Annotated in this window: 7 protein-coding genes; all 7 read right to left on the bottom strand. The window is 70.6% G+C overall.

The annotated features are described in order from the left end of the window. Nucleotides 1–113: 113 nt before the first annotated feature. Nucleotides 114–944, bottom strand: coding sequence for a proteasome subunit alpha (gene prcA, locus ACIA3K_RS30545; protein ID WP_396805164.1), 831 nt, complete (start codon nucleotides 942–944; stop codon nucleotides 114–116). Nucleotides 945–1,003: 59 nt separating this feature from the next. After that, the gene (gene prcB, locus ACIA3K_RS30540) at nucleotides 1,004–1,843 is read right to left on the bottom strand and encodes a proteasome subunit beta (RefSeq protein ID WP_396805161.1); all 840 of its coding nucleotides are present in this window, start codon (nucleotides 1,841–1,843) and stop codon (nucleotides 1,004–1,006) included. After that, nucleotides 1,762–2,283 carry an endonuclease VII domain-containing protein gene (locus tag ACIA3K_RS30535; RefSeq protein ID WP_396805159.1) on the bottom strand — a complete coding sequence of 174 codons (522 nt, stop codon included), beginning with the start codon at nucleotides 2,281–2,283 and terminating at the stop codon, nucleotides 1,762–1,764. The genes prcB and ACIA3K_RS30535 overlap by 82 nt, the downstream gene beginning before the upstream one ends. Nucleotides 2,284–2,464: 181 nt before the next feature. Then, a complete protein-coding gene (locus ACIA3K_RS30530) occupies nucleotides 2,465–2,680 on the bottom strand; it encodes a ubiquitin-like protein Pup (RefSeq protein WP_088948111.1) in 216 nt (71 codons plus the stop codon). A gap of 105 nt (nucleotides 2,681–2,785) precedes the next feature. Next, entirely contained in the window at nucleotides 2,786–4,303 is a 1,518-nt protein-coding gene (dop, locus tag ACIA3K_RS30525) for a depupylase/deamidase Dop (RefSeq protein ID WP_396805157.1), read from the bottom strand. 124 nt (nucleotides 4,304–4,427) lie between these two features. Beyond that, entirely contained in the window at nucleotides 4,428–6,392 is a 1,965-nt protein-coding gene (locus ACIA3K_RS30520; RefSeq protein ID WP_396805155.1) for a hypothetical protein, read from the bottom strand. A gap of 282 nt (nucleotides 6,393–6,674) precedes the next feature. Beyond that, nucleotides 6,675–8,459: a proteasome ATPase gene (gene arc / locus ACIA3K_RS30515; protein ID WP_355053018.1), complete on the bottom strand. Its 1,785-nt coding sequence runs from the start codon at nucleotides 8,457–8,459 to the stop codon at nucleotides 6,675–6,677. Between the last annotated feature and the right edge of the window lie 109 nt (nucleotides 8,460–8,568).

The following is an 8,568-nucleotide window of genomic DNA, read 5'->3' as shown; positions in this document are numbered from 1 at the left end:
TCCATGTTGGGGGGGGCGCACCGGGGGGGGGGGGGGGGGGGGGGGGGGGGGGGCGGCGCGGGGGGGGGGGGGGCGGCCGCGCCGGGCCCCCCCCGCCGCTCGCACGTCAGGTGTTACTTGCCGTCCGCGGGCTTGTCCTCCAGGTCGGCCGAGCCCGCCGACGTCGTCGGCTTGTGCGCCTCCGTGGTCGGCTGCGCCGGCGTGTCCGGCCCACCCGCCTCGGCCGGCTCCTCCGCCGCCGCGACATCACCGTCGAGCAGCGCCGTCAGCGCCGCCCCCGTGATCCGCCGGAACGTACGCCCCACCCGCTGACGGTCCAGCACCGCCACCTCGAGCTGGTTCGCGGCGATCGTACGAGCCGCGCCACCCTCACCGCCGGCGGTGCTCAGCGCCTGGACCGCCACCCGGACGGCCTCACCGAGGGACATGTCCGCCCGGTGCTGCGACTTCAACACACCGGTGATCGCCTCGGCCTGGCCGCCCATCGCCATCCGGCCCGGCTCGTCGTTGACCGACCCGTCGTACGTGAGCCGGTACAGCTCGTCGTCGTCCGGGGTCGCCCCGACCTCCGCCACACAGATCTCCACCTCGAAGGGCTTCGACTGCTCGGTGAAGATCGCGCCGAGCGTCTGCGCGAACGCGTTTGCGAGGGCGCGCCCGGTCACGTCACGCCGGTCGTAGCTGAGGCCGTTCAGGTCGGCCATCCGCACACCCGCGCGGCGCAGGTTCTCGAACTCGTTGTACCGGCCGACCGCGGCGAAGCCGATCCGGTCGTAGATCTCACTGACCTTGTGCAGGGCGCTGGAGAGGTTCTCCGCGACGAAGAGCACCCCGCCGGAGTAGCTCAGGACCACCGCGCTGCGACCCCGGGCGATGCCCTTGCGGGCCAGCTCGGAGCGGTCGCGCATGATCTGTTCGGGCGAGGCGTAGAACTGCATGGCCACGGCGGCGGTTCTCCTTACGGCGCTGTGCTGACGACTGCTGACTGGTGGGGGTTGACGGCTCAGCCGCCCGGATTCTCCATCCGACCGGCGACCACACCCTCGGCGATCGCCGCCGTCTCGGTGTCGGTCAACCGGCGGGTGCCCTCGGCGGTAGCGGTCATCACCACCGGATAGATCCGGCGGGTCAGGTCCGGTCCGCCGGTCGCGGTGTCGTCGTCGGCCGCGTCGTAGAGCGCCTCGACCGCCAGCCGGGTCGCGTCCTCGAGGGACACGCCGGTCCGGAAACGCTTCTTGAGCGCCGACTTGGCGAAGAGCGAGCCGGAGCCGATGGCGTCGTACCCGGTCTCCTCGTACGGGCCACCGGTCACGTCGAAGCTGAAGATCCGCCCGGCGCGCGTCGGGTCACTGGCGGCCAGGTCGAAGCCCGCGAACAGCGGGACCACGGCGAGGCCCTGCATGGCCGCGCCCAGGTTGCCCCGGATCATCGACGCCAACCGGTTGGCCTTGCCGTCGAGCGAGAGCATCGCGCCCTCGATCTTCTCGTAGTGCTCCAGTTCCACCTGGAACAGCCGCATCAGCTCGATGCCGATGCCCGCGGTGCCCGCGATCCCGACCAGCGAGTACGCGTCGGCGGGGTGCACCTTCTCGATGTCGCGCTGGGCGATCAGGTTGCCCATGGTGGCCCGTCGGTCGCCGGCCATCACCACGCCGCCGGCGGCCGAGATGGCCACGATGGTGGTCGCGTGCGGCGCCAGGTCGGCGGCCATGCCCGGCGGGAGCGGCCGACGGCCGGGCAGCATCTCGGGGGCCACCCGGCTCAGAAACGTGGTGAAGGAGGACGTCCCCGCGTTGGTGAACACATCTGGTAGACGCCCGGATGGATCAAAGCCCGCTGCCACGTGGTTCCTCTCAGGTACGTGATCGCCCTGGCCAGCCTCGTAGGACTGTCACGGAACTGGCCAAGACCACCGTTGCAGTTGAAGCAGAGTATCCCGCGCACCCATCCGGTGCGATGATCGTGGTCCAGATGTTGCGGGTCCGCGCCGCCACAGATCGCGCAGACCCCGTCCTGCTCGGCCAGGAGCTCCTGAAACTCCTTCTCCCCAATGCCGTAGCGCCGCTGGAGGTGGTACTCGCGACTGCCGCCATGCAGCCGGAGCCTGCTCTCCTTGCCCTTCTCGTTGTGGCAGGGCTTGCAGTATCGGCCGTAACCGCTGCGGGCGGAGCGGTTACGCGGAAAGTCATCGAGGGACTTCGTGACATCGCAAGCCGGGCACCGCCGATGGCCCTCCGGCACGGCGGGCAGTTGCCGCACGTCCCTGCCCTGCTGCTCCTTCACGCGCTTGGCATAGCTCGCCTTGGACCGAGCGTTGAAGCAGGGCTTGCAGTAGCTACCCCGACCCTCCGGCCGCTTACTGTTCGCACAGAATTGATCAAGGGGGAGCCACTCACCGCAGTCGCGGCAGCGGCGGTGGCCATCGCGGCCAATCGAAGACATGTCCGATTTGCCCTGCTATGCCCTATTCGCCCCCTTTTTGTACATAGCCCCTCACGAACTCTTCTGCGTTCTCTTCCAGGACGGAGTCGATCTCGTCGAGCAGGTCGTCGACGTCCTCGGTGATCTCGGCGTGCCGCTCGGCCACCTCGGGGTTGGCCTCGGTGGTGACGTCCTCGATTTCCTCGCCCTGGCGGGACTTGCCGGACTGCGACTGGCCGCCGCTGTCATGAGTGGCCATTGCTGCCTCCTCCACGATCGTCTGCGATGAACTTACCTCGCCCGGACGACGAAAAGCCCGCCGCGCGCCGGCTTGCGGCACACGGCGGGCATTCGGTCGGCGCGTTCAGCCGCCGGTCAGCGTCTCCAGCAGGTCCTTGGCGCTGGCGCAGCGGTCGAACAGGGCCCCGACGTGGGCACGGGTGCCCCGCTCCGGCTCCATCATCGGTACCCGGACCAGCGACTCCCGGCCCACGTCGAAGATCACCGAGTCCCAGCTCGCGGCGACCACCTCGGAGGCGTACTGCGCGAGGCAGCGGCCCCGGAAGTAGGCCCGGGTGTCCTCCGGGGGCTCGGTCATCGCGCTGCGGACCTCCTCGTCGGTGAGGAGCGTCTTCATCGCCCCACGAGAGACGAGCCGGTTGTAGAGGCCCTTCTCCGGGCGCACGTCGGAGTACTGCAGGTCGACGAGCTGGAGCTTGTGGGAGCCCCAGCCGAGCTTCTCCCGCTCCCGGTAGCCCTCCAGCAGCCGTAGCTTGGCCACCCAGTCCAACTCGTCCACGCAGAGCATCGGGTCGCGACCGAGCCGGTCCAGGACGCCCTCCCACCGGTCCAGCACGTCGGCGGTCTGCTCGTCGACGTCGGTGCCGTAGCGGTCGTCGACAAAGGACCGCACCCGTTCGAGGTACGCCCACTGCACGTCCAGGGCGGTCAGGCGGCGGCCGTCGCGCAGCCGCATGAGGTGCGTGAGGGACGGGTCGTGGCTGACCGCGCGCAGTTCGCTGACCGGGTCGGCGATACCGAGGTCGGCCCCGAGCGCCTTCTCCTCGATCATGGTGAGGATCAGCGCGGTGGTGCCCACCTTGAGGTAGGTGGAGATCTCGGAGAGGTTGGCGTCGCCGATGATGACGTGCAGCCGGCGGTACTTGTCGGCGTCGGCGTGCGGCTCGTCGCGGGTGTTGATGATCGGGCGCTTGAGGGTGGTCTCGAGGCCGACCTCGACCTCGAAGAAGTCGGCGCGCTGGGAGATCTGGAAGCCGCTCTGCCCGCCGTCCTGTCCGATGCCGACGCGGCCGGCGCCGCAGACGATCTGGCGGGTCACGAAGAAGGGCGTCAGGTACGCCACGATGTCGGCGAACGGGGTCTGCCGGCGCATCAGGTAGTTCTCGTGGGCGCCGTAGCTCGCGCCCTTGTTGTCGGTGTTGTTCTTGTAGAGGTGGATGGGCTGGCTGCCGGGGATGGTGGCGGCGCGGCGGGACGCCTCGGCCATCACCCGCTCGCCGGCCTTGTCCCAGCGCACGATGTCGCGGGGGGTGGTGACCTCGGGGGTCGAGTATTCGGGGTGCGCGTGGTCCACGTAGAGGCGTGCGCCGTTGGTGAGTATCACGTTGGCCAGGCCCAGGTCCTCGTCGGCGAGGGCCTCGGCGGGGTCGTACGCGGCCCCGGAGTAGGTGAAGCCGCGGGCGTCGCGCAGCGGCGACTCCTCCTCGTAGTCCCAGCGGGCGCGACCGCCCCGGTTGAGTTCGGGCCGGGCCCCGTAGGCGTTGACCACCTGGGACGAGGTGACCATCGGGTTGGCTCCGGCCTGGCCGGGCACGGAGATGCCGTACTCGACCTCGGTGCCCATGATCCGTCTTACGCTCATCGACCTACCCGCTTCGCTCGCCCGACCCGGTCCCCGTCATGTCGAGCGTAGTCCGACTGTTCGGGGTCGGGGGCGCGCCGGTGCGGGCGGGTCACGGGTGTCGCCCGCGTCCCGCCCGCCCCGTTCAGTACTTGATGATCATTGGAACGGTGGTGACCCGGCCGCGCAGGTCCGGGTACCTGGTCAGCAGCTTGTCGACGCGTCGTTGCGCGGCGGGGTCGCTGATCAGCAGGCGGAGCGGACCGCGGGTCGAGCGCAGGATCTGGCGGGTCCGCTCGGGTTCCTCGAACATCGGCAGGTAGATCGCCGGCTCGCTCTGGGCGGTGGTGCCCTGCAGGGCGGAGAGGCAGATCGATTCCACGTAGCCGCGGTAGCCGGTCCGGTCGAGCACGACGGTGATGGTGCCCGGCTGGTCGGGGTGGCGGCGGTAGGCCGCGGCGCAGACCTGGGCGACCCTCGACGGCTTGTCCACGCTGTGCTGGACCCAGAGTTGGGTCCAGCTCTGCTTGTCCACCGTGAGCAGACTCCGACTCCAACCGGTGAGCCCGCAAAGGATCACGACGGTGAGCACGGCCAGCGCGGCGGCGAGCGCGGGGACGGCGGCGGCGCGTGTCCGGTTGGCACCCGCGTCGGCCTTCGGCACGGGCAACAGCACGACCAGGGCGGCGCTGCCGACGATGAGCCCGACGGTGGCGAGGTGCACGCCCTTCATGAAGTAGTAGGCGGGTTGGACGCCGGCGAGGACGTTGGCGAGGGCGATGGCGAGGGCGAAGCCGACGGCCACCAGCACGGCGGCGAGGTGCCGGCGCCAGGCCCGGTCGGGGCGACGGGCCTGGATCGCCAGGCCGATGAGGACGATCGGGGTGAAGCCGAGCAGGGCCCGCCAGGCCTCGGCGAGTTCCAGGCCGGCCTTGGCGTCGAGGGCCTCGGTCTGGCCTGCGGCGAAGATCCCCAGCAGCAGGGGCAGCGGCGCGAGCAGGGCGGTCACCAGGCCGACGGCGAGCACGCTCCGGCGGATGCGGAGCAACTCCCGGCGGTGCGCGATCAGCCAACCGAGCACCAGCAGCCCGGCCGGTGGGAGGAACAGGTAGTAGGTGAAGCCGATGCCGATGAGCAGGGCGCCGAGCAGGACGAGTTGTTCCCGGTTGCCGGCGAGCGGGCGTACGACAAGCGCGGTCAACGCGACGGCGAGCGCGAGTCCCAGCACCTCGCTGGGGTAGCCGGCGATGAGCAGGCGGGGCAGCTGGCTGCCGAGGACGAGGGCGCCGACGACGACGGTCAGGACGACCCGGTGCAGCGGGTGCAGGGGGCCGGGAAGCCGTTGGGCGGCCCAGAAGAGGGTGAGCACGAACAGGCCGAAGGTGGCGAAGCACCACCACTCGTAGTGGCTGAGGCTACTGGCACCGCTCGGGGTGCCGGTGGCGGAGCGCAGGTGCGCGTCGAGCACGGCGGCGTTGAGGTGCCAGCCCTGCGGGTAGCGGGCGAGCAGGGAGACGATGTCGTCGCGGGCGGCCGACGGGTCGAGGAAGACGTACCCACCGAGCCGGCCGATGGCGTCGACGAGGGCGACGTGGCGGAAGTTGTCCTCGCCGAGGGCGAGCAGGCTGAGGCGGCCGACGAGGGCGCTGGCCCGCAGCCAGGGTGACGCCAGGTAGCCGACGACGGCGACGGTGGCGACGACCGGCAGCAGGTCGGTCCAGCCGGGCCGGGGCAGGGCGGGACGTCGGCCGGTCCCCACGGCGATGAGGGCGAGGACGGTGAGCGCGGTACCGCTGACCGCAACGGGGTGCAACCCCCAGGGCCAGACGGTGAAGAGCAGCCCGGCGACGGTGGTGGCGCCGACGAGCAGCAGCATGGCGAGCACGAGCCGGTCGAGCAGGGTGCGGCCGCCGCGTAGCAGGCTGGCCGTGGTCAGCAGCACGAGCGGGGGCAGCAGCCAGGCCAGGTGCAGGGCGTACGCCACCGCGGGTACCAGCCAGGCGACCGCCAGCGCGACGAGCAACGCGCGGTACGGGCGGGTGGGAGGCGGGGTCCGCGGGTCGACCGCAGGGCGTGCCGGCGGGTCGGTGACGGTGAGTTCGGACGGCACGCGGATCCTCGACGTTTCGCAGGGTTGGAAGCGCCACAGCGTACCGGTTCGGGTGGGCGGGCGTGGGCCGGTGTGACGAGCGGGGCCCGGGGCGGGGGGGCGGCCGGGGCCCCGGGGTGGGGGGGCCGCGGAGCGGGTAGGGGGGGGGGTTGGGGGGGGGTGGGGGGTGGGGGGGGGGGGGGGGGGGGTGGGGGGGGGGGGGGGGGGGGGGGGGGGGGGGGGGGGGGGGGGGGGGGGGGGGGGCCCGGGGCCCCCCCCCCCCCCCGCTGTGTCGGCGCCTGCCTACAGGTACTGGCCGGTGTTGCTGGCGGTCTCGATGGACCGGCCGGCCTCGGTGCCCTTGCCGCCGGAGACGAGCGTACGGATGTAGACGATCCGTTCGCCCTTCTTGCCGGAGATGCGGGCCCAGTCGTCGGGGTTGGTGGTGTTGGGCAGGTCTTCGTTCTCGCGGAACTCGTCGACGCAGGCGTCGAGGAGGTGCTGCAGGCGTAGGCCCTTGCGACCGGAGGTGAGGAATTCCTTGATGGCCATCTTCTTGCTCCGGTCGACGATGTTCTGGATCATCGCGCCGGAGTTGAAGTCCTTGAAGTAGAGGACTTCCTTGTCGCCGTTGGCGTAGGTGACCTCGAGGAAGCGGTTCTCCTCGGTCTCCGAGTACATCCGCAGAACGACGGCGTCGATCATCGCAGCCACCGTGGCCTGCGCGTCGGTGCCGTGTTCGGCGAGGTCGTCCGGGTGCAGTGGCAGCCCGGAGAGGATGTACTTGGAGAAGATGTCCTTGGCCGCCTCGGCGTCCGGCCGCTCGATCTTGATCTTCACGTCGAGCCGGCCCGGGCGCAGGATCGCCGGGTCGATCATGTCTTCCCGGTTGGAGGCGCCGATGACGATGACGTTCTCCAGCCCCTCCACGCCGTCGATCTCGCTGAGCAGCTGCGGGACGATGGTGTTCTCCACGTCGGACGAGACGCCGGAGCCACGGGTCCGGAAGATCGAGTCCATCTCGTCGAAGAACACGATCACCGGGGTGCCCTCACCGGCCTTCTCCCGAGCCCGCTGGAAGATCAGCCGGATGTGCCGCTCGGTCTCGCCGACGTACTTGTTGAGCAGCTCCGGGCCCTTGATGTTCAGGAAGAAGCTGGTGTGCTTCTCCTTGCCCTGCCGCTCGGCGATCTTCTTGGCCAGGGAGTTGGCCACCGCCTTGGCGATCAGCGTCTTGCCGCAGCCGGGCGGCCCGTAGAGCAGGATGCCCTTGGGCGGGCGGAGCTGGTGCTCACGGAACAGGTCCGCGTGCAGGAACGGCAGCTCCACCGCGTCGCGGATCTGCTCGATCTGGGACTGGAGGCCACCGATGTCGGAGTAGTCGACGTCCGGCACCTCCTCCAGGACCAGCTCCTCGACCTCGCTCTTCGGGATCCGCTCGTACGCGTACGCCGAGCGGGGCTCGATCATGAGCGAGTCGCCGGCCCGGATCGCCGAGCCGATGAGCGTCTCGGCGAGGTGCACGATGCGCTCCTCGTCGGAGTGGGAGACCACCAGCGCACGGTCGCCCGGCCCGCCGTTCGGCCCCTCCAGCACCTCCTTGAGCATCACGACCTCGCCGACCCGCTCGTACCCGAACGCGTCGACGATGTTGAGCGCGTCGTTGAGCAGGACCTCCTGGCCGCGCCGCAGCTCGGCCACGTCCAGCGAGGGCGAGACGGCGACCCGCAGTTTGCGGCCGCCGGTGAACACGTCCACGGTGCCGTCGTCGTGCTTGGCCAGGAAGACTCCGTAGCCACTCGGCGGCTGTGCGAGCCGGTCGATCTCCTCCTTGAGCGTGACGATCTGCGTGCGAGCCTCCTTGAGGGTGCTCACCAGCCGGTCGTTGTTCTCGGTCAGCCGCGCCAACTGTGCCTGGGTGGCCGCCAGCCGCTCTTCGAGCTGCCGGACGTGTCGGGGGCTTTCGGTCAACTTGCGCCGCACCAGGGCGAGTTCCTCCTGAAGGAACGCGACCTGCGTGGAGAGATCGTGGGCTTCCTTCTCCCACCGTGCGGCGCGCGAGTCCGCGTCGTCGCTGCGTGCTGCCACGTCCCACCTCCCCGGGGGGCTTGAACGTTCTGAGCTAACACTAGCCGCTATGAGCCCGATTCGGTCCCACGCAACACCCTCGTCACTGAACCTTGATCGCCAAGGGGTG

It is taken from the genome of Micromonospora sp. NPDC051543, assembly GCF_044454415.1.
Taxonomy (GTDB): Bacteria; Actinomycetota; Actinomycetes; order Mycobacteriales; family Micromonosporaceae; genus Micromonospora.
The sequence above is the reverse complement of the archived record's forward strand: the minus strand, read 5'-3'. Positions and strand labels throughout refer to the sequence as shown.

Excerpts from the sequence above, each read along its gene's own strand:
- ACIA3K_RS30530 (WP_088948111.1), bottom strand. The coding sequence starts at position 2,680 with ATGGCCACTCATGACAGCGGCGGCCAGTCGCAGTCCGGCAAGTCCCGC.
- dop (WP_396805157.1), bottom strand. The coding sequence starts at position 4,303 with ATGAGCGTAAGACGGATCATGGGCACCGAGGTCGAGTACGGCATCTCC.